Below are 26,791 nucleotides of genomic sequence, written 5' to 3'. Positions count from 1 at the left end.
ATGTGACAGACCAGATTGAAAACAAGGCGGCGAGCGGGCGGGATAATACGACCGAAATCGTCACCCTCGATATCGGCGGGACGCATGCCCGCTTTGCCATTGCAACATGCTCTGGCGACGGCAATATCTCACTGGACGATCCGATCACTCTCAACACCGATGATCACGCCAGCTTCCAGACAGCATGGGAAGATTACAGGGCGCGCAAGGGCAAGCTGCCGCCTCGCTTGGCAATGGCGATTGCCGGATCGGTGGACGATGCTGAAGACCCAGACACCGTTATCCGTTTCACAAATAATCCCTGGATCATCCGCCCTTCCACGATGCCAGAAATGCTGGGGGTGGATCATTACATCCTGGTGAATGATTTTGAGGCGGTTGCCCATGCAGTGGCTCGCGCTCCGGCAGAAGATTTCCTTCATCTGACAGGCCCTGCAGAACCGCTTCCCGAAAGCGGGACGATTAGCGTGATCGGTCCCGGGACAGGCCTTGGCGTGGCGCATCTGTGGCGTGACGGAACAGGCTTTACCCATGTTCAGGCGACCGAAGGCGGCCATGTCGATTTCTCCCCGCTCGATACGGTCGAAGACGCAATCCTTGCGCGATTAAGAAAACGCCACACGCGCGTTTCGGCAGAACGCGTCGTGTCCGGCCCTGCTATCGTTGATATTTACGCCACGCTTGCAGCGATGGAGGGACGCGCGATCAGGGAGCAGGACGATGTTGCCATCTGGAAGGCTGGCATGGACGGTCCCGACAGTCTTGCAATTGCCGCAATAGACCGGTTTTGCCTGTCTCTGGGCGCTGTCGCAGGAGATACTGCGCTGGCCCAAGGGGCAAGCGCGGTCGTGATTGCAGGCGGTCTCGGCTATCGCTTGCGCGACCATTTGCCGCGTTCCGGTTTTGCCGAACGTTTCCGCGCCAAGGGCCGCTTTGCAAGTCTGATGGCGGCGCTTCCGGTCAAGCTTATAACCCATCCGCAGCCCGGCCTGTTCGGTGCCGCTGCCGCTTACTTCCAACACACCGGAGACCAGAGATGAGCCATACCAAATCCTATTCTCCCACAGAGATTGATCGCATCATGCGGCTTGGCCCGGTTATTCCGGTGCTGGTGGTAAATGATGTAGGGCATGCTCGCGAAACGGCAGAAGCGCTTGTCGAAGGGGGTCTCACTGTCCTTGAAGTGACATTGCGAACGCCGGAGGCGCTGGGCGCTATCCGGCGGATGAACCTTGTCCCCGGTGCGATTGTTGGTGCAGGCACTGTAACCAATGAGGAGCAATTGGACGATGCGCTTGCCGCTGGCAGCGAATTCATCGTTGCGCCCGGCCTGACCGATAGCCTTGGCAAGGCTGCGATTAAGGCGAGAACACCTTTCTTGCCTGGTGTCGCCAATGCATCAGATATCATGCGCGGAATGGATCTGGGGCTCACCCATTTCAAGTTCTTTCCCGCTATGACCAATGGCGGCATTCCCGCGCTCAAGAGCCTGATGGGCCCGTTCTATCAGTGTAAATTCTGCCCGACCGGCGGCATCTCGGCAGAGAATGCGCCGGACTGGCTCGCCCTCAAACAGGTCTTGTGTGTCGGCGGCAGCTGGGTCGCCCCGGCTGACGCCTCGCCCGAGGACATCGCAAAGCTGGCACGCGAAGCATCAGGAATGATCAAATAATGGATATCGCATATTTGGATGAGCGCCTGCGGGAGCTCCATGGCCGCACGACGGAAACGCCCCTCTTCAACCCGGTTTTCCAACTCGCTCATGATTTGTCGCGCCAGCTGGAAGCGGGCGAGTTGTCGCTCAACGATATTGAAAACGTGATCGCGGATCTCGAAGTTGCCGCCCTGGGCGAACGCGCATCGCGCCTATCCCGCATGGTGCAGCCGCTGGATGACAGCAGCAATGAAGCAGCCTTGGCCGAAAGCCTCGGTGCAGGCGATTTCACCGCCTTTCGCAATCGCTGGGAACGCCCCTGCCTGCATGCTGTCTTCACCGCGCACCCAACATTTCTGCTTACGCCAGACCAATCTGAAGCGGTCGCGACGGCAGCCTGCCAGAATGCCAAAATCGACAAAACAATTGTTGGTGGCGAACGGCCACAGGTCAGCCTTTCCTATGAACATGAACGCGCCATGCGGGCCATCGCCCATGCGCAGGATGCCCGCGACTCCATCGTTTCGCAGCTGCTGTCCCATGCCCGCGATAACTGGCCCGATGAATGGCACGACATCACCCCCCTGCCCTTCCGTTTCGCCAGCTGGGTAGGTTATGACATGGATGGGCGGACCGACATCACATGGTCCAATTCTGTCGGCTTCCGGCTCAGCGAGAAGGCTGAACGGCTGCAACGTTATACCGCTTCGCTTGAAGCCATAGACGCAGACCACCCCATGTTGGCAGAAATGCGTGCAGAAGCGGCCTATGCTGCCGAGCGGGCGCAGGATTTTGCCGCCGATCTGTCCGATCCGGCCGCCCTGTCCATAGCGGCCAACAGATTGACCGCGAGTGATCCGCGCAAGCTCCTCTCGCTTTCCCAGCACATCTCCAAGCTTGAAGAAGAAGCGCGCAATTGTGATGATGCTGCGCGCGCAATCGTGCTCAAAACGCTGGCCGCCGCCATGCGCGCTGATGGCCTTGGAATGGGCTGGATCCATTTCCGCGTGAATGCCAAACAGCTGCACAACGCCATCCGTCGCCGGATTGACCCCGAAGGCAATCTCGACCTCGCCAGCAAGGGTGCGGTGGTCCATCTGCGCCGTGCAATTGCGGATGTCGATCCTCGGCGTAGCAATTTCGGTGCACTGGCAATTGAGGCTTCGACCGCCATCCGCCAGTTCCTCGCGATGGCCCAGATACTCCAGCATGTGGACGCCGATGCGCCAATCCGCATGCTGGTGGCAGAGTGCGAGGAACCCGCCACGGTCCTTTCCGCACTCTATTTTGCCAAGCTGTTCGGCATTGCGGATCAGGTCGATGTTTCACCGCTGTTCGAAACCGAAAGTGCGCTGGAGCATGGGGGACGCTTCCTCGATGAATTGCTCGCAGAGGAAGTCTATCGCGATTATGCCCGCAAACGCGGACGCGTGGCCATCCAGACCGGCTTTTCGGATGCTGGCCGCTTTGTCGGACAGGTGCCCGCCAGTCTCGCAATAGAGCGGTTGCAGGGTCGGCTTGCAGTGGCAATGAAGGCCAATGGAATGTCCGATGTCGCCGCGCTGATTTTTAACACGCATGGTGAAAGCATGGGGCGCGGCGCGCATCCCAACAATATGGCGGACCGACTCGATTGGCCTCTCAGTCCCTGGGCAAAGCGGCGCTTCGCCCGCGCCGGTGTGGCATTGGAACCCGAAGTCAGTTTTCAGGGCGGCGACGGTTATCTGTGGTTTGCAACGCCCGAACTGGCGCGCGCCACGCTGACCCGTATCGCCTGCCTGCGCCCTTCCGAAACGGACAAGGATGTGCCGAAAGACCCATTCTATCAGCGCACCGATCTCAGCCTCGATTTTTATCGCGCGATTAAGGATCATCAGCGCGAACATCTGGAAAGCCGCACATATAGCCGTGCCATCACCGCCTTTGGGCTTGGTCTGCTGAATTCCACCGGCAGCCGCGTCAGCCGCCGGCAGAGCGATCTTTCCGCTGATCGTGAGATGAGCCTCCGGCAGATCCGCGCCATTCCGCACAATGCCATCCTGCAGCAGCTTGGCTATCCGGTGAATGTCATCGCCGGGATCGGCCATGCTGCAGAAGGCAATTACGAAGAAATCGCAGCCATGCTGGTCGAAAGTCCGCGCGGCCGTGAATTGGTACGTCTGGTGCGCGCTGCCAACGCCCTTGCCAGCGTCAAGACAGTGGCGGCCTATGGCGAACTGTTTAATTCCGCATATTGGGCCAGCCGCCCCTATCGCGGAACTGAAAAAAACCTGACGACGGCATGTGAGAGCCTGTCAGAATATCTGGTGAAGGATGACCGTGTCGGCGTGTTCCGCCGCCTTGCCAGCCGCCTGCGTGTGGATGCAATGAAGCTGCACCGCCTGCTCGATTTCGTGCCCGATGAAGCGCCGATCGAGGGGCGCGAAGACAAGCGCCGGATGATCGGCATATTGCAGGCCCTGCGCATCACCCTTTTCCAGGCGATGTTCATCCGCGCGGTCAGCGTGCCGGTATTCAGCCGTGCCAATGATGTTTCGCGCGATGATGTGCTGGAAATGGTGTTTACACTGCGGGTGGAAGATGCGCTGGCCCAATTGCGCCGCGCCTATCCCACCAGCTTCCCGCGCATCACTCGCTTTGATCTCAACGAAGCGACCGACTGGCCCGATGGCGCGGACGAGGGGTATGAGGCGATCCATCGGGACTTCATTGACCCGATCGAGCGCGCCCATAAGCTGTCACTGCGCATTTCGACCGCGATCTCTAATATATTCGGCGCGCATGGCTGACGGGTGACAATAACATCGCCGGCGCGCCGCGTCTCACATCGGGACGCGGCGCCTCTGAACGATGGAAGTTGTATGGCCGGGTGCCTAAGATCTGCGGAATGAACACGGGCATAAAATGGATTCTTGGCGTGGCGCTTGGCGTGTCGGTCATTCACGGGGCGACCGTCCTATTGGAAGATCCCCTGACCAGGCAGAGCGATGACCGGCTCGTTCTCACCCCCAGCGATGTGCTTGTGGAAGAAGAAACGGTAACCAACGACGTTCAAAAGGCATCCTCTCCCGGCCTTGGCGATGCGCAGTTTTATGGCAATGATCCGGTGGCTTCGGAAGATCGCCCTTATGTTGCGAATGCCGTGGTGCAGGGTGTGCCAGCCTATGATCCGGAAAACCCCTTTGTCATCAAGCGCGTCCTGCCGATCAACGGCCCGATCCGTTATGGCGAATGGCATTGGGATGATGAGGGCATTCCCGATGGCTCTCTGGTCGTGACGGTTGATTTGCAGGCGCGGGTTATCTCGGTATTTCGTGATGGTTATGAAATCGGGGCGGCAGCCGCATTGCTTGGCACGGATAGCCATCCGACCCCGACGGGCGTGTTCCCGATCCTGACCAAGGAACGCCACAATGTATCGGAGAAATACAACAACGCCCCCATGCCCTGGACATTGCGCCTGACATGGGATGGCATTGCCATTCACGGCGGCTCTACAGTTGAATTGGGCTATGCCAGCCACGGCTGCATTGGCGTACCAGATGAATTCGTCAGCCGCCTGTATGACATCGCGCAAACTGGCGATGTCGTGATCATCACGGACGGAGTGCGAACCAGCGTGGGCGGTTCGCTGGATCACTCAAGCTGATCAGGTCGAGGTTCGGGCCGGTTCGGGCTGGAACACCCATTCTTCTCCGTCCAGAGTGACGAGCACTCCGCCAACATTCCCGCCCTTGCCACGCGCAAGACCAGCAATCAGTTGATCCAGCTGGCCACCGCGAGGGTGCGCATTCATCTGTCCGAATATCCGGGCAGCTACGAAAAGCTGGATTTGCCGGGGTGCCGATCGGGGCGATCCGGTGTAGCGGAAGGCGTTTTTTTCCTTACGCACATTCTCTTTGAACTCTCGCATGGCAGCCCAGGCAACAGCATCGGCGGCGTCGCCAAGGTGGCAAGCGGAATTGGCTATCGCCGCCACATCAAGCCAGTCTGCCGCGGCAATCGCCTTACGCATGCGCACACGGTCAAACCGCTCATCCCTATTGCTCGGATCGTAGGCCACGGCAACGCCTTCCTGTTCCAGCAGGCCCGCAAGTTCACTTCGCCGAAATGCAAGAAAGGGTCGGATAAGCCGAACTTTTTTGTTCGCATAGTCCAGCAATCGGAGTTGCCGGATGGAAGAAAGGCCCATCAACCCGCTGCCCCGATTAAGGCGCATCAGCAGGGTTTCAGCCTGATCATCCATGTGGTGCGCAGTTGCGATACTGCCCAGCCCGCGCCTGACAGCCCAGAAGAGCAAAGCACCATATCTGGCGTGACGCGCCTCTGCCTGGAGGTTGCCGTCTTCCACGGTGACACGCAGCACTTCGCATGGAACATCGCGCGCCCGGCAGGCGGCTACGACCAGCTGGCATTCTTCCGCTGCTTCTGGCCGCAGGCCGTGATTAACGGTCGCAACTTCAAAACGACCGGGGATGGCAGCATGCGCCAGCAGGAGCATTGCCATGGAGTCCGGTCCGCCGCTTACGGCAAGGCCGATACGCTCGCCGTCAGGTAAACCTAAAGCGTCCTTGGCCCTGGCGACGAGCGCCGGATCAATCGCAATCGACCCGGCCACGCAGCCCATCATACATCGATTGCAAACGCCCTACTGCCAGTGCCGGATATCCGTCCCCGAATTCGGCCAGCGCGATGCAGGCACGGCGGGTATCGCCAAGCGCAATCATGCTTTGTGAAAGATAAAGCAGGCTGTCCGGCGCACGAGCGGCGCGTTTGTCAGCCTGATAGTTCTCGAAGAAATGCGTCGCGGCGGAACGCGGATCGCCCGCATCGAGAAAGGCGCGACCCAGAAGGTTGCGGCCATAGGTGGTGCGCGAGTGGTTGGGATAGCGTTCAACGAACAGGGCAAGCTGCTGCTGCGCTTCGGGATAGAAACCAGCATCCCACAGGCGGAAGCCATAGGTATATTCATCATCGCCCGCATCGCCCGTTGCAGGCTTCACAATAGCCTGCACCGCTGCAACCCGTTCTGGTGAGGGAGCGGTTGCGCCATTGGTGCCCGAACTGGCCTGCGCCTGCGAGGTGTTGCTGCTGGCCGGCAGTTCTACCCGTTCATCGGGCACGGGTATGGTGCCAGTAGGCGCGGGCGTCGCGGCTGCAAGATCTGGCGACCCACCTTCAAGGTTCACCAATCGCGCTTCCAGCGTGGCAAGAGCATTCTGGTTCACCTCGGTCGCAGCGGTCAACCGTGCAAGCTGCGTTTCCATCGCATCAAGCCGCGCGAGAACATCTGTCAGCGCAGTCGTGGTCGCTGGCGGATTGACGGTTTGGCTATCGACCCGCGCTTCAGGCGTGATTTCCGGCTGAAAAAAACGTTCATCTCCGCCTGGAAAAACTGCGCGCTGCAGTGCGTTGATCTGCTGCTCAAGACGGGTAAGCCGTGCATCGGACTGCGCTGCTGCGGGGGTTGCGACCAGCACCAGTGCTACGCCGATTGCCCCTGCGAACGTATTGCGCCCCCGTGTGCCGATTGTCACGGCTCCACCTGCGCTTTTCCATTTCATCGCCACGGATCTCCTCAAGTATGCAAATATGCAAGCGTCCCTGCCATGGTGCGGCAAGATATATGATTAACGACGCCGTTAAAGCAGGCAAATTCGCTTATTCACGGCTAATCGCCGATTGTGCCGGCGACGCATAAACTCAGTTTTCGGGCGTGGTGGCAGTTTGCGGAGCATTGGGCGCCGTAGCCCCCTCCCGCACCAGCAGGGCTGCTGCTGAAACCTCGACATCAGATAGGGTTTCCAGCTCTTCCGAAAGCTTGGGAACATTGCGACCACCAATGGTGATGGCCAACAGATCCGGTCGACCTGTTATAATGCGCGGGCCTTCGGCTGTGGCAGGGATGGTGAAACTCTCACCTTCCTGCATCGTCCGTTCGGTCAACACACGGTTCTGCGCGTCATAGAAGCGGACCCATGCTTCTCCCTCTGCGGTGAATACGACCTCGCCTGCCGGATCGATCGCCTGCTGAGTGCCATTGCCAGCCTGCGCATCAGCGTCCACCCCTGCCGCGGCGACCTGCTCGGCCTCCTCATCGGTCAGGCGCGGCAATTCTGCTGCGGGTGAGAACAGCACACGGGCAGCAAAGAATATGCCGATCAGCAGCAGGACGACTGCAAACAGCGAAAACCACACCAGCTTGCCACCCGGTGCCCGCGCAGGGTCGCCCGGTTCGAACTTCGTGCCAGAGCCTGCCGCGCCAGAATGTTCACGCGGATGCTCGGCATCGAGTTCTGCGCGGACCATAGCGAGAACATCGTTTTGATCCAGACCGACCACCTTGGCGAGCGTGCGCGAAAAGCCGACAGCGTAGGTGCGCGCAGGCAGCAGATCGAAATCGCCGGCTTCGATATGTTCGATATGGCGCTTTGATATGCGCGTTTCGGCAGCGACATGGTCTATACTGAGACCTTTCGCCTCGCGCGCTGCGCGCAGTTGCGGGCCAATGCCTTGCGGTTCAGCAGAGGCTACTGTCTGGTCTTCAAGAACTTTGTCGTCGGACATGTCCGCTCCAGCGTTGGGGGGGCTGGGTCTATCGCAAACCCAATATACCCTGAAAGGGGCCATCGCCTGTCAAGTCAAGCAATTGTGCAACGCAATAGCTAATCGACTTCGATTGAATGCGCTTTCGCCCAAGCTTGCAACGCAACCCGCATATCAAGCGGGGGTGACGCAAGCCAGCCGTCCATCGCATCGCCAATTTCGCGTGTGTCCACCTTGCGCACCAGCTCTTTTATCTGGCCGACCGCTGCAGGGGTAATCGAAAGGCGGCGGATGCCCAGCCCGATCAGCGCCAGCGCCTCCAGTCGCCGGCCGCCCATTTCGCCGCACACGCCAAGATCTACCTGCTCACCTTCACAATTGCTCACCACCCGTGAGAGAAAACGCAGGATCGACGGGCTGAGCCAGTCATAGCGTTCCGCCAGCATCGGGTTCGCCCGGTCAGCGGCGAAGAGGAACTGCGTCAAATCATTCGTGCCGATCGAGATAAAAGACAGGCGCGGCAGTAACTGGTCCAGCATCTCGGCAAGTGAGGGCACTTCGAGCATTACGCCATAGCGGATCGCGCTGGGCAATTGCGCCTTGCGGGTCTTGAGCCACGCCAATTGCTGGTCAAACACATCCTTGGCTGCATCAAACTCCCATGGTTCAGACACCATTGGGAACATGACGTTGAGTTCGTAGCCAGCCGCGCCTTCGAGCAATGCGCGGGCCTGGGCCTTCATCAAGCCATCGCGTTCAAGCGCAAGGCGCAGCGCGCGCCAGCCCATGGCCGGGTTTTCATCAAGCTTGGCGGTTTCGCTGGAAAGATAGGGGAGGGATTTATCGCCGCCAATATCGACGGTGCGAAACACCACCTTCTTGCCATTGGCCGCTTCCAGCACATCGCGATAAAGCCGCGCCTGACGTTCGCGTTGCGGCAAGGCGGCCGATACGAGGAACTGAAATTCAGTCCGATAGAGCCCGATACCGTCGGCCCCCGTCATGGCCAGCATGGCGACATCATCACGCAGGCCTGCATTCATCATCACGTTGATCCGCTTGCCATCGCGGGTAAATGGTTCGACCTCGCGCAGCTTGGCATAGGATGCTTGCTTTTCCCTGCTGCGGGTAAAGCGCGTTTGAAAGGCGGAGGTAACGCCCTGGCCAGGACGCAGCGTTACCTTGCCCGCATCACCATCGACCAGGATCGTATCCCCATCTCGCACCAACCCACGCACATTGCGCAGGCGGCCGACGACCGGAATGCCCATGGCACGCGCCAGGATGACGACATGCGCCGTAAGCGAGCCTTCTTCGAGAACCACACCTTTCAGCCGCCGCTTGTCATATTCGAGCAATTCGGCCGGGCCCAGATTCTTGGCGACCAGAATGGAATCGCGCGCCAGACCTTTTTGCGCTGCAGTACCAAGCTGGCCGGACACGATACGGATCAGCCGGTTCGAAAGATCTTCCAGATCGTGCATCCGATCGCGCAATAATGGATCGGAAATCGCCCGCATCCGCATCCGCGTACGCTGCTGCACCCGTTCGATGGCCGCTTCGGCTGTCAGGCCGGAATCGATCGCTTCGTTAATGCGCCGCGACCAACCTTCATCATAGGCGAACATCTTGTATGTTTCGAGCACCTGGCCATGCTCCCCATCCACGCCAAATTCGGCCTGGTTGGTCATGGTATCAATCTGCTCGCGCATGCGATCAAAGGCGAGATAGACGCGCTGGCGTTCTGCCTCGATATCTTCGGCAACGGTTTGCTCGATCTGGATGCGCGGCTGGTGAAACACGGCCTCCCCAATAGCAAGTCCGGCAACCAGCTTCAGTCCATCCAGCGATTCCTGCCCGGTTCGCGCCTCTGTCGACCCGCCCAGCCCTTCCTCATCTGCCAGACCGGCATTGTTGATCAGTTCGGCCAGCACCATTGCGACCGTTTGTAGAGCCTCGATCTCCACCTCTTCATATTTGCGGGGATCGACATGCTGAATGGTCAGAACGCCAATAGCTCGTTCTCTACGGACTATAGGCACGCCAGCAAAAGAGTGGAAATTTTCCTCCCCCGTTTCGGATCGATATTGAAATTCAGGATGGGTCGCCGCCTCGTCAAGGTTCAGCGTCTCGATATTCTGGGCTATCGCGCCCGTCAGGCCCTCGCCCACACCAAGCCGGGTGACATGAACCGCCGCCTGGTTAAGGCCGCGCGTTGCGTACAGTTCCAACATGCCTTCGCGCAGCAGGTAAATCGAACACACTTCGCTATGAAGCGATTCGCCAATGATCTCGACGACCTGGTTCAGCTTCGCCTGCGCATGCGTGCGCGCGGCCATGACCTCGTGAAGCGAAGTCAAAATGGATCGTGCGGCAGAAAAGGCGGACATAATACCCGACTATAGCACGCCCGCGCGTTTGCAAGTCGCCCCGGCATGTAAAATACCGGGGTGCGATAGCTTTCTCACAACATCAATGATGCGCGATTTCTTCCTTGATGCGCAGTTTTTGCTTCTTGAGTGCCTGGATCCTCGAATTGTCCGGTGCCGGCCTGTTCATTTCATCCCTGAGCCGGGTTTCCAGCCCCCGGTGCTTTTCTTCGAGGGCGCTGACATGCGAAGTATCCATATGCTCGTCTCCTTACCATCTGAGCTGATAGCCGGACCAGTAACAGGGCAATCACTCACCCCGCCGGGCAGCGACTCGCCATGTGCAACGAGCGCCGCATTTGTTATCAAACCACAGAAAGTACATTTCGACAAATCGCATGGCGATGAGATGCCTCTTGCGCCAGTCGTGCGGGTAGGAGAGGGAGAAGTATGGAACCAATGGCGGACATCTTCGCGTGGCGGAAACCGAGCTGATCAAGCGCCTTGCTGCATTGGAGACCGAGCATCGCGACCTCGATATTGCTATCCGTGTGCTGGAAAACAGCGATGGGTCCAACCAGTTGCAGGTAGCCCGTCTGAAAAAGCGGAAACTCAACTTGCGAGATCAGATCGCCATTATTGCAGACTATCTGACGCCGGACATCATTGCCTGATCTGTCCAAGTCCGGGACACGGGCTTTTCTTAGGATGAGTCGAATAACTTACATCTGGTGCAGTAACGCGATTGAGACTAGCCATGGATTATCATGACCTGCACCGATACTATTACACCGGCAATCGTCGACGCTGTCTATGAGGAGGCTCTTGACCTCACAGAAGAGGCGCGGACGGTATTTGAGGCCGATGACTGGAGTCCTGGTGTCGGGTCAGCCGGGGCAGAGACGCAAATCGTTCTGTCGCGCGAAGCGCTGCGCGCCACAACGCGGTTGATGCATGCCATGGCCTGGCTCCTCAACCACAAGGCATTTTTCTCAGGTGAATTGAGCGCAATGCAATTGCAGCGCAATGGCCGCCTGCCATCTGCACAGCCTGAAAGTGATCCAGCGCAGGTAGCGCTTCTTGATCCGCTTGCCCGCTTGGTGATCGCGCGCAGCCGCAATTTGTTTGCCCGTGTGGAACGGTTGGACAAGTCTTGGCAATTGCGGTCTGAGACCGATGAAACAAGTGACATTGCACTGGGTTCGGGCGAAGTCCATCAGCTGAGGCAAAAGCTGGGCCGCGCGTTCGCCAGCAATTAGGCCGTTACACTTTCGCCAATGCTGCGTCCCATCGCGCAATCCGCTGCGATCTTACAGAATCTTCCATCGCCGGTTCGAACGTCTGTGTCTCACCAATCATCGCTAACACCGCCTCCGCAAGCGAAGCGTGCCAGCCGCATCCGACCGCTGCCAGCATTGCCGCGCCCAGCGCTGTCGTTTCCACAAAAGCAGGGCGGGTGACGGGCAATCCTAGCAGATCGGCAATATCCTGCGCCATCCAGCTGTTTTGGGCCATGCCGCCATCTATCCGAAGCGAAGTCCAGGCGGCATCATCGGCGGCGAAGGCATTTGCCAGATCGCGTGTCTGATGTGCCATTGATTCCAGCGATGCTCGGGCAATATGCGCGCGGCCTGTATCAAACCCCAATCCTGAAATAATGCCTCGCGCTTCGGGCAGCCAGTGAGGCGCGCCAAGACCAGAGAGCGCCGGCACCACCACGACCCCGCCATTATCGGGAATGGAGCTAGCCAGTTCCTCCGTCTCCTCCGCACTTTCTATAAGGCCGAGCGTATCGCGCAGATATTTGATCAGGCTTCCGGCCACAAAGACAGCGCCTTCCAGTGCATAGCACCGTTCGCCATCAAGCTGATAAAGCACGGTGGCCAGCATTCGGTTTTCGGAGCGGGGCACGCTTTTGCCGGTATTGCCGAGCACGAAAGCGCCAGTGCCATAGGTCGCCTTGGTATCTCCGGGCGAAAGGCACCCCTGTCCTATCGTTGCAGCCTGCTGGTCGCCTGCCATGCCGCAAATGGGAATGGAGCAGCCCAATATGTCTGGCGCGGTGCTGGCAAGTTGCCCTGCACAATCGACGATTTTGGGTAATGCGGCGCGCGGTACGCCGAAGAGGTCACACAATTCATTGTCCCAACCGGCTCCGTCCAGCGCTATCAGCAAGGTTCTGCTGGCGTTACTAGCATCACAAATATGCGTATTTCCGCCTGTCAGCTTCCATATAAGCCAGCTTTCGATGGTTCCGAATGCCAGCCTGCCGCGTTCCGCCGCATCCCGAACCTCGACCACATTATCTAGCATCCAGCGCATTTTCGTGCCGGAAAAATAGGGGTCCAGCAGCAGGCCGGTTTTCTTCCGCACGAGGCTTTCGTGACCCGCGCCTTTCAGCTCTGCGCAAAAAGGCGTGGTGCGACGATCCTGCCAGACGATCGCGCGGGTCAGCGGCTCTCCGGTCGAATTGTCCCAGGCCACCACCGTTTCGCGCTGGTTGGTGATACCGATGGCTGCGATATTTCCGGCGCCGCCTGCCCGATCCACCATCGCCTGCGCGCATTTCAGGGTCTTGGCCCAAATCTCGCCCGCGTCATGCTCTACCCTGCCACTCTGCGGATAATACTGATCCAGTTCTTCCTGCGCGACCCCGTGCAATGCGCCATCCCGCCCGAACAGCATCGCGCGAGTGCTGGTGGTACCTTCGTCAAGGACAAGGATAGATGTTTCTGTCATTGGCAATCCTCTTTTGGTTCTCCATATGCCCAGTATGTCTATGCCACCGCAACCCTGGCCAACAGGCGATGTCGAGCAGATCGAGCCTCTGATAGCGCGCGTGCTGGCGGCCAATGCTTCGCCCTTCACCTACACTGGCACGCAAACCTATCTGGTCGGGACCACGGATCTGGCCGTGATCGATCCCGGCCCTGACGATGCTCAGCACATTGAGGCGCTGACCCGCGCCATTGCTGGCAGGTCCGTGGCCGCAATCATGTGCACCCATACCCACCGCGATCACTCTCCCGCCGCACGCGGCCTGGCCGAAGCGACCGGTGCGCCCATCATAGGCTGTGCCCCGCTCCACATCCATTCCGATGCGCCGCGCGCAGATGCCCCATTTGATCAGGACTACGCGCCTGACCGCGTGCTCGATGATGGCGAGGCAATGACCGGCACCGGCTGGACGCTGCGCGCCCTGGCCACGCCCGGTCATACATCGAACCATCTGTGCTTCGCCCTGGAGGAAAGCGATGCGCTGTTCACCGGCGACCATGTTATGGGATGGTCAACCAGCGTGGTTATGCCACCCGATGGCGATATGGGCGATTACCTCGCAAGTCTGGCACTGCTTTATACACGCGAAGATCGCATCTATTATCCCGCCCACGGGCCTGCGGTTGAAAAGCCGCGCCAGCTGGTGCGCGGCATGGTTGGCCATCGCCGCGCCCGCGAACGGCAGATAATGCGGCTTCTGGCTGAAGAACCGCGCAGCATCGCCGCAATGGTGCCTATCATGTATAAGGGCGTGGATGAGGGCCTTTGGCCAGCAGCCGGACAAAGCGTGCTGGCGCATCTGCAGCAATTGGAACGCAGCGGCACGGTTGTTTGTTCAGAAGATATATGGGCAATCAACTAAAACAGGATGAAATGTCGCGCGTTGCCGTGGCTGATGAAGGGTTCGCGCGCTCCACAGGTGTCGGCGTCTGGATTGTCATCGGCCTGATGGCTGCCGCGCTGGTCTGGCTGGCATGGGAGAAATGGGGCCCGCAGGATCACGGTGACATTGTCGGCAGCGCAATGCTGACCTTCGAAAAGCAGAATTCGCTAACAGTGTTTTCGTCGCGCTTCGATGTGGTTGCCGAAAGCACGTCTACCCCAAGCATAGGGCCGCTGGAAATTGATGCGCTGCAATCGCGTCAGGCCATGATTGTGCCCGCAACGGTGGAGTACCGCCTAGATCTGTCAGGCATGGACCGCGCCGATTTCGCATGGGATGCCGCCAGTCAGACGCTGAATGTTGAATTACCCGGCCTTACCGTTTCCACGCCCAATATCCATGAAGGACAGGCACGCTATTTCACTGATGGTCTGTATGTCAGCCGGGACGCATCTGTATCGCTCAGTCGCAGCAATTCCGATGTCGCCGCCCGCCGTGCGCGTGACTTTGCAAAAAATCCCGAAGTGATGGCGCTTGCCCGCACTGCCGCGCGCGATGCTGTGCGGCAAAACCTCGCGATACCCTTGCAGGTTGCAGGTTACGGCGATGTGCAGGTGACCGTGCGCTTCGCTGACGATAGCCCGGAAACAAGCGGCTAAGCCCTCGCCAGCCGCGCAACTGCGGCTATAAGCAGATAATGTATTCGACAGGAAAATCAGCATGACCGACCAGCCCACCAGCCTTGCAGGACTAGATCTGCGTGCAGAAATTGACCGTCTGCGCAAGGAACGCAACGCCGTGATCCTGGCTCATTACTACCAGAAACCCGAATTGCAGGATCTTGCCGATTTTGTCGGGGATTCGCTGGAATTATCGCGCAAGGCAGCGGAAACCGATGCCGATGTGATCGCCTTTTGCGGGGTGAAATTCATGGCCGATACCGCCAAGATTCTCAGCCCCGAAAAAATCGTGGTTCTGCCAGATATGGATGCAGGGTGCAGTCTTGAAGACAGTTGCCCGCCCGACAAATTCCGCGCCTTTCGCGAAAAACATCCCGATCATATCGCGCTGACGTACATCAATTGTTCGACAGAAGTGAAGGCACTGTCGGACGTGATCGTCACCAGTTCCAGTGCCGAAACAATCCTCTCACAAATCCCTGAGGACCAGCCGATCATCTTCGGTCCGGACCGCCATCTGGGCGGCTTTCTCAACCGCAAGTTTGATCGCGACATGCTGTTATGGCCGGGCGTGTGCATTGTACACGAAGCTTTCAGCGAAAAGGAATTACTGAAACTGAAGGCGCAGCATCCCGATGCGCCCATCGCAGCGCATCCTGAATGTCCGCCGCATATCATTGACCATGCCGATCACGTAGGTTCGACCAGCTCCATCCTGCAATATGCCAAGACCTTCCCCGGCGACACGCTGATCGTAGCGACAGAGCCGCATATCATCCATCAGATGGAAAAGGCGCTGCCCGAAAAAACCTTCCTCGGCGCACCGGGGGCGGACGGCAACTGCAATTGCAATATCTGCCCGTATATGGCGCTCAACAATCTTGAAAAGCTTTACCTGTGCCTGCGTGACCTCGAACCGCGTATCGAGATAGAGGAAGGATTGCGGCTGAAAGCCAAGGCCAGCCTCGACAAGATGCTGGAAATGGCCAGCGGCACTATTGGCAAGGGTGATCTTGGCGATCCTGATGGCGATTGAGCCGCATTTGATTGCCTATGATGTTGGGGCTGCATGAAAGCCGAAATCAAATTTCTTTGGGCACGCCTTAACGCCAATTACTGGTTCTATCCGGCGCTGTTTTCCATTTTCGCTGCGGCTCTCGCGCTCACGATGATCTATCTTGACCGCGCAGGATTTGCCGAATTCCTGAATGAAATAAGCTGGATCATCCCCGCGCGTCCCAAGGGCGCGTCGGATATGCTCACCGTAATGGCGGGCTCCATGATCGGGGTGGCGGCTACGGTGTTTTCGATCACCATTGCCGCCGTTGCCTATGCCAGCGGCAATTACGGCCCACGCCTGCTGACCAATTTCATGGAAGATCGCGGGAATCAGCTTTCGCTGGCGACCTTTATCGCCAGTTTCGTTTATGCGCTGATCGTGTTGCGCAGCGTAAGGGCAGAGGACGAATCCGCCTCTTCCGCAGCCGATGCTGCTGCAACCGCCCTACCTGGCTTTGTGCCGCAATTATCACTATTGGTTGCCTATGCGATGTTGGGCCTTTGCGTTGTGGTGCTGGTATTCTTCCTCAACCACATCCCGTCCTCCATCCGCATCAACAAGGTGTTGGAAGGGATCGGATCGCGGCTGCTTGAATCTATCAGGACGACATATCCGATCGAAAATGACCTGCGCGATGCAAGGGAGTCGGAAGCCGGCGAAGAAGTGACAGCTCAGGGCACTGGCTATGTTCAGTTGATCGATTTCACGGAGCTTGTCGAATGTGCCCGCACACATGAGATAACCATTTCGCTGATAGTGCGAACAGGGGATTTCGTCCATCGCGACCTGCCATTGGTAAAAGTGACAGGATTTGATGGAGATGATGGCGTGGAGGGGGTGAAAGCAGATCTCCTGAAATGCTTCACCCTCGGCCCGACGCGCACGCCCGAGCAGGATCCGCAATTCCTGATGGATGAACTGGTCGAAATAGGCCTGCGCGCGCTATCCCCCGGCATCAACGATCCCTTCACTGCAATTACCGCACTTCACTGGCTGGGCGCCGCGACAGCCGAAATCGGCCGGCGCGATCTGCATAAGGATATCTGCGGAGACGATTCCGATGATTGCCCCGTGATCCCGCGTCCCGATGATTTTGAACATTTCACCAATCGCGGCTTTGGTTCGATCCGCAGCGGCGTGGCCACCAGCGTCAGCGCGACTCAAATAATGCTGGAGGTGCTGGAAAATGCCGCAGTGCCTATTCAGCATCCCCAGCGCCGGGCATTGGTACATAAACACGGCGTCCAGCTCATCTCGCAAGCGCGCCTTGCCTTGTCAGGCCCTGATCTCGATATGGTAGAGTACCGTTATAGCAAGTTTCTGAAGCATTTTACGGCGATGGGATAAGGGCCTGCTATGCCCGCACACGCGGTGATGCCGCCTTGGCAAGCACCAGCGCGCTACCCACAAGAACGATGCCCGCGTAATCCATCGGCACCAGCACTTCATCGAAGGCCAGCCAGCCCACCAATGCTGCAACCGCTGGCTGGGTCAGCAGGGCAATGCCAATGATCAGAGGCGTAAAATGGCGCAGCGCATAAACCAGAAGCCCCTGTCCCATGATCTGGCTTGATAGCGCCAGGATCACCACCGGGGTCCAGTCAGTCGGCCAGAAAGGTTCTCCCAGCGTCAGCGCGGTCATCAGCAGGATTGGCGTGCTTGCCAGACCAGCCAGGGTCAGCAGGGCCCAGCCGCCCAATTCCTTGCGGGCATCCTGCAACAGCAGCAGATATCCGGCATAAAGCAACCCGGCGATCAGGCAGAAAAAATCGCCCACGAAATTGGTCTGCGAAATTTCCATGGACCGCGCCAGCAGTATCGCAGCCCCTGCCAGCGCCGCCACGATGGCAGGCCACTCGCGCCCTTGCGGCAGGCGGCGCAGGACAATGAATGTCCAGATCATCAGGATGATGCTGCCTGAATTGCCAAACAAGGTCGCATTCGCCAGTCGCGTTTCACCAATGCCGATGTGCCAACTTGCAATGTCCAGTCCGAAGAACACGCCGCCCAACAGGACCAACGCCGCAGTGCGACGGCTGATACCAACAAGGCGCTGGGAATTCGCCCGCGCGATGAGCGCAAGGAAAGGCAAAGCCAGGGCAAGCCTCCAGAAACCGACCGAAACTGGCCCTGTATCGGCCAGCCGCACCAACCACGGCCCCAGCGCCAACGCGATATTGCCGCCCAGCAGGGCCAACATAGGCAGCGCGCGGCTACGAATCGCTGAGCCTATCTGATCCATCCGCCAGCATTAGCGCGCAGGCGCCAAAATTGCTTGATGAGGCGGGAGAAGAGGCGCGCTAGCTGTCGGCGGGATCGCCTTGGCTGTCATCCCCGTCGGAATTGTCGGGCATTTCTGAACTGCCAGATGGCTCCCCATCGGCTTCTTCGGACACTTCAAGAGGGGCCTGCGAACGCAGTTCATCAAGCGGCAGCATCGCATCACTGATTGAACCTTCAAGGACTTCGCCAGGTGCCTCGCCCCCGGTGCCGTCGGCGGGATCGGGGGCATCATCAGAGCATGCAGCCAGAAGACCGATCAGCGGAACGGCGCACAGCGCTACGAAACGAATGCTCATATTGTCGTCCTTCCTGGGCGTTCCAGAGCGGCGAGAAATTGCTCCGCACGCGCAAGCAATGCCCTATCCCATTCATCTGCCGAAACTGCAATTCCCAGGGCTTCAAGACTGGTGACGCCGTAATCGGCAATGCCGCAGGGCACGATGCCGCCAAAATGTGAGAGGTCAGGCGATAGGTTCACCGCGAATCCGTGCATCGTGACCCAGCGCCTGACCCGCACGCCGATGGCGCCAATCTTGGCTTCTGCTCCTGTCACATCGTGGGTCCAGATGCCGATGCGGTCAGAAATGGCGAAGGCGGTGACGCCAAAATCGGCCAGAGTAGCGATGACCCAATTTTCCAGCGCATGGACGAAATTGCGCAAATCCTTTTGCCGGCGCGACAGATCCAGCAACACATATGTCACGCGCTGGCCGGGACCATGATAGGTGTAGCGACCGCCGCGCCCCGTCTGGACCACGTCAAAACGCGGATCGACCAATTCTGCAACATCGGCGCTGGTGCCGGCTGTATATACCGGCGGATGCTCCAGCATCCAGACGAGTTCCCCTGCCTCCTCTGCAGCGATGGCGGCATTGCGCGATTCCTGTTCCTCCATCGCAGCGCGATAGAGAATTTGGCCGTCGGAACGGCGCCATTCGATGCTGGCGGGCAGATCATGCCCTTTGGAGGCGCGGGAAATCATGTCGGTCATGGAACTACGGCGGTTGCTTATCAGGGTATCCCCGGCTTATCAGGGCATTTCACGAATTTCATCAGAGGTAGGCATGGCGATCAAGCTGGATATGGGCAAGGCCTGGAACGATGCAGTAGCATTGCTTTCGGCCAATAAGGACGTTGTCCTGATCGTTGCGGCGGTATTTTTCTTCCTGCCCAATGCCATTGCCTCGCTCACCATACCGCAGCCGACCGAGCTGGAGGCGATGACGGCTGCGGGCGGCCAGCCCGACATGGACGCGCTGGTAGAAGTGTTGACAGTCTATTGGTCCAGCGTCTGGTGGGTTTTTGCCTTGCTGGCCGTTGTTCAGGCCATTGGCATGCTTGGCCTCTTGGCGCTGCTCAGAGACAGTTCTCGCCCAACCGTGGGTCAGGCGTTGAGTTTTGGTGTCAAGGCGCTGCTGCCCTATATTGCGTGCCAGTTGCTGGCGACTTTACTCATGGTAATCGTGGTGGGCGTGCTGGTTGGTATCGGCGCACTTATAGCGCCCGCAGTTGCTGCGCTCCTGGGCCTGGCCGGGATGGTTTTCGCAGTCTATATCTATGTGAAGTTTTCGCTACTTTCGCCCGTGATCGGGATTGAGGGCCGGTTCAGTCCGATTAGCGCCTTGCAAAGATCGTGGCAGCTTACCAAAGGTAATTCGCTGCGGCTTTTCGCCTTTTATCTGATGCTGATCGTGGTCTTTATGGTGCTCTCTATCGTTGCCAGTATGTTCCTCGCGCTATTTTCGATCATGGGCGAAGAATTGGGGTTGTTTGCAAGTGCAATTGGCGGCGCACTGATTACCATGGTGGTCACCTCCATCATGCTTGCCGTGCTAGCTTCTGTGCACCAACAGCTTTCGGGCGGGTCGGGTGTGACTGCAAGGGCAACGTTCGAGTAAGAAGACGCGCTGAACATCGCGCTATTCAGCTGGTATGGCCGCCTCTGAGACCTTGTCCTTCCAGCCCCATGCCAGCACACAAGGCGGTATATTGCGCCAGACATATCCTGTTTCCACACGGGGGAAATATTGCGCCGTCAAATCACGGGCAGCTGCCATGAACTGATAGGTCAGGAATGCACCGCCCTCGCGGATGACGCGGAAAGTCGAAGCGGCGATATCCGTCCCGACCCCTTCGGGCAGAGTAGAGAATGGCAAGCCGGAAAGCACGAAATCGGCCTGTTCGTGACCAATTGACCGCACGATTTCTTCAACGTCCTGCGCCGATCCGAGCACGGCGTGAAAGCGACTGTCACGGATGGTGCGCTTGAGATAATCGATGAAAAGCGGGTTAGTATCGATCACCAGTAGTTCACCGTCGCGCGGAAGGCGATCAAGCACGGGCTGGCAGAAAGTGCCCACCCCCGGTCCATATTCGACGAACAATTTGCAGCGGTTCCAGTCGACAGGTGCCAGCATCGCATCAATCGTTACGCGCGACGACGGGATGATCGAACCCACCATGCGCGGCTGTTCGAGGAAACCGCGAAAGAAAACCCCTGCCGGTCCGAATGCCTGCATGATCTTCCGGCGCAGGCCGGTGCGGCGCTCGCGGGCCAGTTCATTACCATTCATCGTGTGATCTTGCCTTGTTTTATTCGATGATCCCTTTCGGGGTCGCATCCCATAATGGCCATTGCAAGGCCCAACTGGGTCTCAATCGGGTGCAGCAACACCCCAAATCATCAGAGAATGTCCTCAACTTTTTCCTTTGGACGGCACAGCCGGACACCCTTTTGCGTTTCAACGAGTGGTCGCTCAATCAGGATCGGTTCGGCGATCATCGCGTCAAGCACCGTGTCGCCATCCGCAGTATCCAGACCGCGCTCCGCTGCATCGGTGCCGCGCATACGAAGCCCTTCGGCGGGACCCATTCCTGCATCTTTAAAAAGCTGCGCGAGCTTTTCGCGCGATGGCGGGCTCTTGAGATATTCGATCACCTCGACTTCTACCCCATCGCGCTCGTTCAGAATGGCAAGCGTATTGCGCGATGTGCCGCATTTCGGATTGTGCCAGATAGTCGCCTTCATATGCACTCCTTCAATTCAATCCCGTCCGACCAGGCTACTGTGCCTGATTGGATACACGCGCGGCCTAGCGCGCAACTATTTCCACGCCAAGCCAAGATTGACTGTTGTCAATGATAATCACTCGCAATAGAGAGCGCGTTGCAAATCACTCGCAATAGCGATTCGACAATCAGGCTTACGAAGGAAATTCCCATTCGCACCACCGCCATCCGTATCGCCCTTCTGGGCAGCGCCACCGTTCTCAGCTTTGTCGCTATGCCTGCTGTCGCCGTGCATGCAGAAGATGATCCGCAGCGCAAATATTTGCCAGGCGATATCGTAGTGACGGGCGAAAGAGACGGCTATGTCATCGATGACGGCAGCTCTGCAACCCGGACGCCGACGCCCATAATCGACGTTCCCCAGGCCATGACAGTGATCACTGCAGACCAGATGGAAGATCAGGGCGTAACCCAGCTTGGCGAAGCGTTGCGATACGTTCCCGGAGTGACGCTGGAAACCGGTGAAGGCCACCGCGACGAAGTCTTCATTCGCGGTCAGGAAACCACTGCCGACTTTTATCTCGATGGCTTGCGCGATGACGCGCAATATTATCGCTCGCTCTATAATGTCGAGCGGGTGGAAATCCTAAAGGGCGCCAATGCGCTGATTTTCGGTCGAGGCGCAGGTGGCGGTGCGATTAATCGGGTCAGCAAAACCGCCGATTTCGATATGGCCGAATATGGCCTTGCCGCGCAGGTAGACAGCTTTGGCGCCTTCGCGTTGAACGCGGACGCAAACCTTCCTGCCAATGACACGGTCGCATTCCGCATCAATGGCACTTACGAAGAATTTGCCAATGATCGCGATTTCTACGATGGTCGCTTCTTTGGCATCACCCCCACGATGACTGCCAAGCTTGGCCCCGATACGCAGCTTACCGCCAGCTATACCTATGATGATGACGAAAGGGTCGTCGACCGCGGCGTGCCAAGCCTGAATGGCCTGCCGCTGACCGGATATGACCAGACCTTATTTGGCGATCCCGATTACAATTTCAGCGACGTCGAAGTACATATCGCGCGGACGCGGCTAGACCATTCTTTCAGCGATAGCTGGAATCTGAACGCCAGCCTGCAATTTGCCGATTATGGAAAGTTTTACAGCAATATCGTCCCCACTGGCGGCGTGGCCACCATGGTCAATCTTGCGGGATATCAAAGCGGCACTGACAGGCAGAACCTAATCGGCCAGGTCAATCTCGTCGGCCAGTTCGACACCGGAGCCATCGGCCACACCGTGCTGCTTGGCGCCGAGTTCACCTCCTCCGACACCGATTCGGTTCGCGATCGGGCTCTATTCAACAGTGGAGTGGACACCAGCGTCACCGTGGCGCTGGAGGATACCATCACCGTGCCCGCCTTCACTCTTGAGCCGCAGCGTGCCAGCACATCAGAATTGTCGACCTTCTCTGCCTATGCGCAGGAACAGCTGGACCTTGGCATCGTGCAATTGGTTGGCGGACTTCGCTATGATCGCTTCGATCTTGAAACCACCGATCTAGTCGCCAACTTCGATGGCGCGCGGGTGGATGATCGCGTGTCTCCGCGCTTTGGCCTTATCGTGAAGCCGCAGGAAAACCTGTCAGTCTATGCCAGCTATGCCGAAACTTTCCTGCCTTCTGCCGGCAATCAATTCACCGTGCTCAGTCAGCAGGATGAGGCGCTGGAACCTGAATTGTTTGAAAATATTGAACTGGGCGTCAAATGGGCTCCGCATCGCGATCTGCTGCTGACCGGCGCGATCTTCCGCCTGACCCGATCCAACACGCCATCGGTTGATCCTGTCACCTTGCTGACAACGCTGGCAGGTGAAAGCACAGTCGAAGGGTTCGAACTGGGTCTTGTGGGTGAACCGGTGGAAGGTCTTTCTGTCAGCCTTGGATACAGCTATCTCGACGGTGAGATTTCCGAAAGTGCCGATGTCAGCGATATCGGCACCGTGCTCCAGCAGGTGCCGGAACACCAGATCACTGCCTGGGCGCGTTATGATGTGACGGAACGCCTTGGTTTTGGCGGCGGGCTTGTCCATCTTTCCGATCAATTTGCCAGCAATAGCAACGCCGTTGTCCTGCCCGCGCATACACGCGTGGATGCTGCAATCTTCTTTGAAGCGACAGACCAGCTTTCGCTGCAACTGAACGTCGAGAACTTGCTAGACGAGGATTACTACGCCTCTGCCCATGGGGATAATAACATTCAGCCCGGCTCCCCGCTCAGTGCTTCACTGGGCGCGCGGTTAAGGTTCTGAAGTCTCCGTAGCGCTGGAGGGGTCATCTCCTCCCATCCCCTCCGGCCCCCGCATCGCGGGAACGGATTGCGCCGCGTCTGCCGGGTCAATACCCGGTACAGGCGCGGCGCTAATAGTTTCTCGCCGTCGCGTAACGCGTCCGGCACGCTGGATTGCCTCCACCAGCCGCGGATAGACGCCGCAACGGCACAGGTTTGGCACCGCCTCACGGATATCCTGTTCGCTGGGATCGGGGTTGCGCCGGATCAGCGCAGCGGCGGCAATCGCGATACCCGGCGTGCAGAAACCGCATTGGATCGCCTGCTCCGCCACCAACGCCTGTTGGACCGGGTGTGAACGATCCGGGCTCAATCCTTCGATCGTGGTGACGAAGCGACCTTCCGCCTCTGCAATGGTGACAAGGCACGAACGCAGCGCCTCCCCGTCCACCAGCACCATGCATGCGCCACAATCGCCAACTCCGCAGCCATATTTGGTGCCGGTCAAATTCGACGCATCGCGCAACGCATGGAGCAGCGGGGTTTCGGGATCCATGTCGAACTGCACCGGCCGTCCGTTCACAGTCATTGCGGGCATCTTGTCATCCGTTATTTGCGCCAGCGTGCATTTGGCCTGCCTGTCTTGCGCAATGGTTAGGCAATGTCGAGCCTTGTCGGCCCGGGCCGTTGCCATGTGCGACAAAGCGCAGCCACACAAGGAGTTGATCGTTCGCGGCGCTCGTCCTACTGCGCTGCCTGCGGCCATCCAGGTCGCCCGCAAGGGAAGCCCATGGCCGCATCTACCCCACTACCGCCTGCCGAAGCAGAGCCCGGTCAGGGCGGTTCTGCCAATAAGCGGCAGGCCAAGCTGGCCCATGGATCCATAACCGGACATCTCCTGCGGCAAACCGCCCCTGCGATCGTGGGCGTGGCAGCGATCATGTCTGTCGGCATTATCGATGCGTATTTCATCGGTCAGCTGGGCAAGGCCGAACTGGCGGCAGTCGCTTTCATTTTCCCGGTAATCACCGCGCTGCAAAGCCTTGGCGTCGGGGTCATGGTGGGGATCAATTCGGTAGTCAGCCGTGCATTGGGCGAAGGTGATCATGATCGTGCGCTGGCGCGCGCCAATCTCGGCATGATACTGGGTATGGTGACGGGCATTTTGCTTGGCCTGCTTCTTTTCGCGGTGCGCCAGCCATTGTTCCGCCTGATGCAGGCCGATGCGCAGGTTCTCCCGCTGATCGACGAATATATGGCACCCTATGCTCTCGGCTTTCCGCTGATGATGGCCATGATGGCCATGAATGGCGTGCTGCGCGGGCAAGGGGCGGCAAAAAGCCATACGGCCGTGCTGGTCACCTATTCAGCGGCAAATTGGATGCTCGATCCGCTCTTGATCACCGGCGCATTCGGCATGGAGGGATTTGGCGTTGCTGGCGCAGCCTATGCCACGATCGGCGGCTGGGCGATCGCGATCGTCTTGGCATTCTGGTTGCTTGGTCGGCACACGCTGCCCTTTTCGCCAGCGGCGATGAAGGGGTGCAACTGGCGGCGCCAACTTGCCGCCATATCGCGTGTGGCCGGGCCTGCTGCCTTTACGAATTCGATCAATCCGGCGGGCCTCGCCATCCTCACATCACTGCTTGCAGTAGAAGGTCAGGCTGCGGTTGCAGGTTTTGGCGCAGGGGGCCGGCTGCAAAGTTTTGCCGTAGTGCCATTGCTCGCCCTGTCAGGGTCAATCGGCTCCATCGTCGGACAAAATTGGGGCGCAATGCAATATGACCGAGCCCGCGCTGCACTGATGCAGGCCGCCTTATTCAGCATCGGCTATGGGGCGGCGGCAGCGCTGGTTCTCTATTTGGCGCGCGGATGGTTTGCAGAACTGTTCAGCGATGATCCGCAAGTGCTGTCGGCGACCACGCAATATCTCGCCATATCGGTCTGGGGCTATGCCGGATATGGCATGCTTGTGGTGGTCAATGGCGCACTCAACGCGATTGACCGCGCAGCAAATGCGCTGGCCCTGTCAATATGCCGCGTTCTGCTGGTGATGGTGCCTGTGGCCTGGCTGGCGCGCGATGCGCTGGGCACGCAGGCGATCTATATTGCTGAAGTGAGTGCTAATCTACTGGGTGGAGTGTCTGCCGCTGCGATTGCCTGGTGGGTGCTGTGGCGGCGGCCCGATGCCACCGCCCACAGCTGATCCAAAAGCTTAGTCGAGCGGACGACTCGATCCGAAAAACAATGCCTGGCTGATTGCCGCACGCACGGTATTTTCATGGAACGGCTTGGTAATCAGATAGGTCGGTTCCGGGCGATCGCCCGTCAGCAGACGCTCTGGGTAAGCGGTGATGAAGATTACCGGCACCGAATCTATCGCGAGGATATCTTCCACCGCATCCAGCCCTGAAGAACCATCTGCAAGCTGAATATCGGCCAGAACGAGGCCGGGACGATTGTCCGCCACCACTTCCTGTGCCTGCGTGCGTGTTGCCGCTGTTCCGCAGATATCATGGCCAAGCGACCGTACAAGGTCTTCCAGTTGCATCGAAATCAGCGGCTCATCCTCGATGATGAGAACGCTGGTGGTGGTCTCACGCTCGATCTCGGCGACGGCTTCGCGCACCAGAGATTCTACTGCGTCTTCGTCCACACCCATGATCTCAGCCGATTGTTCGGGCGTGAAATCCTCAACCGTGGTCAGCAATAGAGCCTGACGGTTGAGGGGCGTAATACGCTTTAGCTGGTCCTGCGCTGCAACTTCGTGCGGCGCCCCTTCGGAATCGCCCTCGGCAACTTCCATATAGGCGCTGGACCAGACCTTGTTGAATGCGCGATAGAGCGGCACACGGCCTTCGCGCAGAGAATTTGCCAATTCGTCATCGGCGAGCGCTGCTTCCAGGGTAGCCTGGACAAAGGTGTCACCGGTTGATTGTGAACCCGTCAACGCGCGCGCATAGCGACGCAGAAACGGAAGATGTGCGGCTACTTCAGCCCCTATGGTCATGATTGCCCTTCCCGGATTGATCGTTGCACCTGAACGCCTTGCCCGCCTGTCGGTTCCAGTCAACCCGTACAGTTCCGCAACTTCGCCGCAATTTTCTTCTTCGCCACTGCATTTGCCCCGTAAAATGAAAAAAATGCACTGATTTGCAATCATTCGGGAACCGGCATTTTGCACAAGCATTTAGCCTATATCGCCGCCAACCCCCCTCCCGTCCAAATGGCAGGTGATACGAT

The 26,791-nt window shown here is 58.5% G+C and carries 26 protein-coding genes; 13 read left to right on the top strand and 13 right to left on the bottom strand.

The window, feature by feature from the left end; translation table 11 throughout:
* Positions 1-2: 2 nt before the first annotated feature.
* From CP97_RS04930 to CP97_RS04915, 4 genes are all read left to right on the top strand, one after another.
* The gene (locus CP97_RS04930; protein ID WP_227819676.1) at positions 3-1,040 is read left to right on the top strand and encodes a glucokinase; all 1,038 of its coding nucleotides are present in this window, start codon (positions 3-5) and stop codon (positions 1,038-1,040) included.
* Complete coding sequence (gene eda / locus CP97_RS04925; protein WP_048885033.1) at positions 1,037-1,672, top strand: bifunctional 4-hydroxy-2-oxoglutarate aldolase/2-dehydro-3-deoxy-phosphogluconate aldolase; 636 nt, start codon at positions 1,037-1,039, stop codon at positions 1,670-1,672. The genes CP97_RS04930 and eda overlap by 4 nt, the downstream gene beginning before the upstream one ends.
* The gene (locus CP97_RS04920) at positions 1,672-4,443 is read left to right on the top strand and encodes a phosphoenolpyruvate carboxylase (protein WP_048885032.1); all 2,772 of its coding nucleotides are present in this window, start codon (positions 1,672-1,674) and stop codon (positions 4,441-4,443) included. Before eda ends, CP97_RS04920 begins: the two co-directional genes overlap by 1 nt.
* A gap of 98 nt (positions 4,444-4,541) precedes the next feature.
* The gene (locus CP97_RS04915) at positions 4,542-5,303 is read left to right on the top strand and encodes a L,D-transpeptidase family protein (protein ID WP_053106545.1); all 762 of its coding nucleotides are present in this window, start codon (positions 4,542-4,544) and stop codon (positions 5,301-5,303) included.
* Here CP97_RS04915 and tilS read toward each other — a convergent pair whose 3' ends face one another.
* The 5 genes from tilS to CP97_RS15850 form a co-directional block, all read right to left on the bottom strand.
* The gene (gene tilS, locus CP97_RS04910) at positions 5,304-6,272 is read right to left on the bottom strand and encodes a tRNA lysidine(34) synthetase TilS (protein ID WP_161485439.1); all 969 of its coding nucleotides are present in this window, start codon (positions 6,270-6,272) and stop codon (positions 5,304-5,306) included. It abuts the gene before it with no gap.
* On the bottom strand, positions 6,250-7,218 hold the full coding sequence (locus tag CP97_RS04905; RefSeq protein ID WP_227819675.1) for a tetratricopeptide repeat protein: 969 nt from the start codon (positions 7,216-7,218) through the stop codon (positions 6,250-6,252). Before CP97_RS04905 ends, tilS begins: the two co-directional genes overlap by 23 nt.
* A 139-nt stretch (positions 7,219-7,357) precedes the next feature.
* Positions 7,358-8,221: a helix-turn-helix domain-containing protein gene (locus CP97_RS04900; protein ID WP_048885031.1), complete on the bottom strand. Its 864-nt coding sequence runs from the start codon at positions 8,219-8,221 to the stop codon at positions 7,358-7,360.
* A 98-nt stretch (positions 8,222-8,319) separates the two neighbouring features.
* Positions 8,320-10,590 carry a phosphoenolpyruvate--protein phosphotransferase gene (ptsP, locus tag CP97_RS04895; RefSeq protein WP_048885030.1) on the bottom strand — a complete coding sequence of 757 codons (2,271 nt, stop codon included), beginning with the start codon at positions 10,588-10,590 and terminating at the stop codon, positions 8,320-8,322.
* An 82-nt stretch (positions 10,591-10,672) separates the two neighbouring features.
* On the bottom strand, positions 10,673-10,828 hold the full coding sequence (locus CP97_RS15850) for a YdcH family protein (RefSeq protein WP_082863721.1): 156 nt from the start codon (positions 10,826-10,828) through the stop codon (positions 10,673-10,675).
* Between the two features lie 217 nt (positions 10,829-11,045).
* Here CP97_RS15850 and CP97_RS04890 point away from each other — a divergent pair, with 217 nt between their 5' ends.
* Together CP97_RS04890 and CP97_RS04885 are read left to right on the top strand one after the other, a co-directional pair.
* Positions 11,046-11,243 (top strand): YdcH family protein, encoded by a 198-nt coding sequence (locus CP97_RS04890; RefSeq protein WP_048885029.1) that lies wholly within the window; start codon positions 11,046-11,048, stop codon positions 11,241-11,243.
* A gap of 93 nt (positions 11,244-11,336) precedes the next feature.
* Complete coding sequence (locus CP97_RS04885) at positions 11,337-11,828, top strand: DUF1465 family protein (RefSeq protein ID WP_048885028.1); 492 nt, start codon at positions 11,337-11,339, stop codon at positions 11,826-11,828.
* Positions 11,829-11,832: 4 nt separating this feature from the next.
* On the opposite strand, the gene glpK is transcribed toward CP97_RS04885, so the two are convergent.
* Entirely contained in the window at positions 11,833-13,308 is a 1,476-nt protein-coding gene (glpK, locus tag CP97_RS04880) for a glycerol kinase GlpK (RefSeq protein ID WP_048885027.1), read from the bottom strand.
* 25 nt (positions 13,309-13,333) lie between these two features.
* Between glpK and CP97_RS04875 the strand changes: the two genes are divergently transcribed.
* From CP97_RS04875 to CP97_RS04860, 4 genes are all read left to right on the top strand, one after another.
* Positions 13,334-14,209, top strand: coding sequence for an MBL fold metallo-hydrolase (locus tag CP97_RS04875; RefSeq protein WP_048885026.1), 876 nt, complete (start codon positions 13,334-13,336; stop codon positions 14,207-14,209).
* Positions 14,194-14,889, top strand: coding sequence for a DUF4230 domain-containing protein (locus CP97_RS04870; protein WP_048885025.1), 696 nt, complete (start codon positions 14,194-14,196; stop codon positions 14,887-14,889). Before CP97_RS04875 ends, CP97_RS04870 begins: the two co-directional genes overlap by 16 nt.
* Positions 14,890-14,950: 61 nt before the next feature.
* The gene (gene nadA / locus CP97_RS04865) at positions 14,951-15,946 is read left to right on the top strand and encodes a quinolinate synthase NadA (protein WP_048885024.1); all 996 of its coding nucleotides are present in this window, start codon (positions 14,951-14,953) and stop codon (positions 15,944-15,946) included.
* A 33-nt stretch (positions 15,947-15,979) separates the two neighbouring features.
* Complete coding sequence (locus CP97_RS04860; RefSeq protein WP_048885023.1) at positions 15,980-17,317, top strand: DUF2254 domain-containing protein; 1,338 nt, start codon at positions 15,980-15,982, stop codon at positions 17,315-17,317.
* A 7-nt stretch (positions 17,318-17,324) separates the two neighbouring features.
* Here the strand turns inward: CP97_RS04860 and CP97_RS04855 are convergent, their stop codons facing one another.
* From CP97_RS04855 to lipB, 3 genes are read right to left on the bottom strand one after another with little or no spacing between them, the layout of a single operon-like run.
* A complete protein-coding gene (locus CP97_RS04855; protein WP_048885022.1) occupies positions 17,325-18,212 on the bottom strand; it encodes a DMT family transporter in 888 nt (295 codons plus the stop codon).
* Between the two features lie 58 nt (positions 18,213-18,270).
* The gene (locus tag CP97_RS04850) at positions 18,271-18,549 is read right to left on the bottom strand and encodes a hypothetical protein (protein WP_048885021.1); all 279 of its coding nucleotides are present in this window, start codon (positions 18,547-18,549) and stop codon (positions 18,271-18,273) included.
* Positions 18,546-19,244 carry a lipoyl(octanoyl) transferase LipB gene (gene lipB, locus CP97_RS04845; protein ID WP_227819674.1) on the bottom strand — a complete coding sequence of 233 codons (699 nt, stop codon included), beginning with the start codon at positions 19,242-19,244 and terminating at the stop codon, positions 18,546-18,548. The genes CP97_RS04850 and lipB overlap by 4 nt, the downstream gene beginning before the upstream one ends.
* Before the next feature lie 73 nt (positions 19,245-19,317).
* Between lipB and CP97_RS04840 the strand changes: the two genes are divergently transcribed.
* On the top strand, positions 19,318-20,151 hold the full coding sequence (locus tag CP97_RS04840; RefSeq protein ID WP_048885019.1) for a hypothetical protein: 834 nt from the start codon (positions 19,318-19,320) through the stop codon (positions 20,149-20,151).
* A 21-nt stretch (positions 20,152-20,172) separates the two neighbouring features.
* On the opposite strand, the gene CP97_RS04835 is transcribed toward CP97_RS04840, so the two are convergent.
* On the bottom strand, positions 20,173-20,826 hold the full coding sequence (locus CP97_RS04835; protein ID WP_048885018.1) for a class I SAM-dependent methyltransferase: 654 nt from the start codon (positions 20,824-20,826) through the stop codon (positions 20,173-20,175).
* A 110-nt stretch (positions 20,827-20,936) separates the two neighbouring features.
* Entirely contained in the window at positions 20,937-21,281 is a 345-nt protein-coding gene (arsC, locus tag CP97_RS04830; RefSeq protein ID WP_048885017.1) for an arsenate reductase (glutaredoxin), read from the bottom strand.
* Positions 21,282-21,419: 138 nt separating this feature from the next.
* Between arsC and CP97_RS04825 the strand changes: the two genes are divergently transcribed.
* Positions 21,420-23,570, top strand: a complete 2,151-nt coding sequence (locus tag CP97_RS04825; protein WP_227819673.1) for a TonB-dependent receptor — start codon at positions 21,420-21,422, stop codon at positions 23,568-23,570.
* On the opposite strand, the gene CP97_RS04820 is transcribed toward CP97_RS04825, so the two are convergent.
* Positions 23,559-24,146, bottom strand: coding sequence for a (2Fe-2S)-binding protein (locus CP97_RS04820; RefSeq protein WP_048886736.1), 588 nt, complete (start codon positions 24,144-24,146; stop codon positions 23,559-23,561). The genes CP97_RS04825 and CP97_RS04820 overlap by 12 nt on opposite strands.
* A 192-nt stretch (positions 24,147-24,338) precedes the next feature.
* Between CP97_RS04820 and CP97_RS04815 the strand changes: the two genes are divergently transcribed.
* A complete protein-coding gene (locus tag CP97_RS04815) occupies positions 24,339-25,754 on the top strand; it encodes an MATE family efflux transporter (RefSeq protein ID WP_082863720.1) in 1,416 nt (471 codons plus the stop codon).
* A 9-nt stretch (positions 25,755-25,763) separates the two neighbouring features.
* On the opposite strand, the gene CP97_RS04810 is transcribed toward CP97_RS04815, so the two are convergent.
* Positions 25,764-26,558 (bottom strand): response regulator, encoded by a 795-nt coding sequence (locus tag CP97_RS04810; RefSeq protein ID WP_048886734.1) that lies wholly within the window; start codon positions 26,556-26,558, stop codon positions 25,764-25,766.
* Between the last annotated feature and the right edge of the window lie 233 nt (positions 26,559-26,791).

Origin of the sequence: Aurantiacibacter atlanticus (genome assembly GCF_001077815.2) — a bacterium.
Lineage (GTDB): Bacteria > Pseudomonadota > Alphaproteobacteria > Sphingomonadales > Sphingomonadaceae > Alteraurantiacibacter > Alteraurantiacibacter atlanticus.
This window is presented reverse-complemented; position numbering and strand designations above follow the sequence as displayed.

Bases quoted from the DNA above. Each gene is read 5' to 3' on its own strand.
- CP97_RS04840 (WP_048885019.1), top strand. From the start codon at position 19,318: ATGGCGATCAAGCTGGATATGGGCAAGGCCTGGAACGATGCAGTAGCA.
- glpK (WP_048885027.1), bottom strand. From the start codon at position 13,308: ATGACAGAAACATCTATCCTTGTCCTTGACGAAGGTACCACCAGCACT.
- ptsP (WP_048885030.1), bottom strand. From the start codon at position 10,590: ATGTCCGCCTTTTCTGCCGCACGATCCATTTTGACTTCGCTTCACGAG.
- CP97_RS04820 (WP_048886736.1), bottom strand. From the start codon at position 24,146: ATGCCCGCAATGACTGTGAACGGACGGCCGGTGCAGTTCGACATGGAT.
- CP97_RS15850 (WP_082863721.1), bottom strand. From the start codon at position 10,828: ATGGATACTTCGCATGTCAGCGCCCTCGAAGAAAAGCACCGGGGGCTG.
- CP97_RS04815 (WP_082863720.1), top strand. From the start codon at position 24,339: ATGGCCGCATCTACCCCACTACCGCCTGCCGAAGCAGAGCCCGGTCAG.
- CP97_RS04875 (WP_048885026.1), top strand. From the start codon at position 13,334: ATGCCCAGTATGTCTATGCCACCGCAACCCTGGCCAACAGGCGATGTC.
- CP97_RS04885 (WP_048885028.1), top strand. From the start codon at position 11,337: ATGACCTGCACCGATACTATTACACCGGCAATCGTCGACGCTGTCTAT.
- CP97_RS04905 (WP_227819675.1), bottom strand. From the start codon at position 7,218: ATGAAATGGAAAAGCGCAGGTGGAGCCGTGACAATCGGCACACGGGGG.
- CP97_RS04835 (WP_048885018.1), bottom strand. From the start codon at position 20,826: ATGAATGGTAATGAACTGGCCCGCGAGCGCCGCACCGGCCTGCGCCGG.
- CP97_RS04850 (WP_048885021.1), bottom strand. From the start codon at position 18,549: ATGAGCATTCGTTTCGTAGCGCTGTGCGCCGTTCCGCTGATCGGTCTT.
- CP97_RS04920 (WP_048885032.1), top strand. From the start codon at position 1,672: ATGGATATCGCATATTTGGATGAGCGCCTGCGGGAGCTCCATGGCCGC.
- CP97_RS04860 (WP_048885023.1), top strand. From the start codon at position 15,980: ATGAAAGCCGAAATCAAATTTCTTTGGGCACGCCTTAACGCCAATTAC.
- eda (WP_048885033.1), top strand. From the start codon at position 1,037: ATGAGCCATACCAAATCCTATTCTCCCACAGAGATTGATCGCATCATG.
- CP97_RS04870 (WP_048885025.1), top strand. From the start codon at position 14,194: ATGGGCAATCAACTAAAACAGGATGAAATGTCGCGCGTTGCCGTGGCT.
- CP97_RS04810 (WP_048886734.1), bottom strand. From the start codon at position 26,558: ATGACCATAGGGGCTGAAGTAGCCGCACATCTTCCGTTTCTGCGTCGC.
- CP97_RS04915 (WP_053106545.1), top strand. From the start codon at position 4,542: ATGAACACGGGCATAAAATGGATTCTTGGCGTGGCGCTTGGCGTGTCG.
- CP97_RS04855 (WP_048885022.1), bottom strand. From the start codon at position 18,212: ATGGATCAGATAGGCTCAGCGATTCGTAGCCGCGCGCTGCCTATGTTG.
- CP97_RS04900 (WP_048885031.1), bottom strand. From the start codon at position 8,221: ATGTCCGACGACAAAGTTCTTGAAGACCAGACAGTAGCCTCTGCTGAA.
- lipB (WP_227819674.1), bottom strand. From the start codon at position 19,244: ATGACCGACATGATTTCCCGCGCCTCCAAAGGGCATGATCTGCCCGCC.
- arsC (WP_048885017.1), bottom strand. From the start codon at position 21,281: ATGAAGGCGACTATCTGGCACAATCCGAAATGCGGCACATCGCGCAAT.
- nadA (WP_048885024.1), top strand. From the start codon at position 14,951: ATGACCGACCAGCCCACCAGCCTTGCAGGACTAGATCTGCGTGCAGAA.